General features: G+C 44.0%; 1 protein-coding gene. It reads right to left on the bottom strand.

Features of this window, described 5'->3' with window-relative positions; all coding sequences use genetic code 11:
• Window positions 1-8: 8 nt before the first annotated feature.
• A protein-coding gene (locus ACRN9H_RS19635) for an IS3 family transposase (protein WP_432315883.1) occupies window positions 9-1,083 on the bottom strand; the annotation gives its coding sequence in 2 pieces (ribosomal slippage) (window positions 9-934 and window positions 934-1,083; 1,076 coding nt annotated over the 2 pieces). This gene is flagged as partial in the annotation.

The raw sequence follows: 1,083 nt of genomic DNA on the forward strand, positions 1-1,083 counted from the left end.
TGAAGTGGTCAACTAAATTTGGCCACGGTTTTAGAATCTTCCCAAAATCTTCGCTCTGATTCATTTGGGCTTAATCCTGCATTATAATGATGTGGCCTGACTTGGCTGTAATAGCCAATAATATAATTAGTCACATCTTGTTTAGCTTCGACAAAACTCTTATAACCTTGCGTTGGCACCCATTCCGTTTTTAAACTCCTGAAAAATCGCTCCATTGGCGCATTATCCCAGCAGTTACCTCGACGACTCATGCTCTGGGTGATTTGATATTTCCACAGCCGTTGACGGTATTTAAGGCTAGTGTAATGGCTGCCTTGGTCTGAGTGAAATATCAGGTTTTTAGGCTTAATCCGTGATTCAAATGCCATTTCCAGTGCTTTCACCGTTAACTCAGTATCTGGTGAAAATGACATTGCCCAACCCACCGCTTTTCTCGAAAATAAGTCCAGCACAACCGCTAAATAGCACCAGCGATTACCCGCCCAAATGTAAGTGACATCGCCACACCAAACGGTGTTTGGTTCAATCACTGCAAATTGTCGTTCGAGTATATTGGGGATAGCGACGTGCTCCTTCCCAGCCTTCTTGTAGTGATGTTTCGGTTGTTGGCAACTGACTAATCCTAGCTTTTTCATTAGCCTAGTGGCTCGATAACGACTTAGTGTAAAACCCCGTTCAGAAGCAATAGTGGCAATGTTTCTCGCACCCGCGGACTGGTTACTTTGCGCATGTATCGCTTTGATTTCACATTCTAAACGTCGCTGCTCTGACGTCACAATATGCTCGTGACTCACCCAATAACGGTAACTACTACGGTTCACGTTAAATGCATGGCATAACACTGAAATAGGATATTTACTGCTCTCATTGAGCTTCTCGATTATCGAGAATTGTTCAGCGAGTCCGACATCAAGAGAGCTGTAGCCTTTTTTAGGATTTCTTTCTCGAGGTTAATACGCTCAATTTCTCGTTTAAGTGCCCTAATCTCAATCTGCTCAGGCGTCATGGGTGAGGCTTTAGGAGCAAGCCCTTTGCGTTCAACCTGAAGTTGCGTTACCCACTTACTGACCGTTGATTTACCCA

This window comes from Shewanella sp. MF08487, assembly GCF_050848685.1.
Classification (GTDB): Bacteria; Pseudomonadota; Gammaproteobacteria; order Enterobacterales; family Shewanellaceae; genus Shewanella; species Shewanella glacialipiscicola.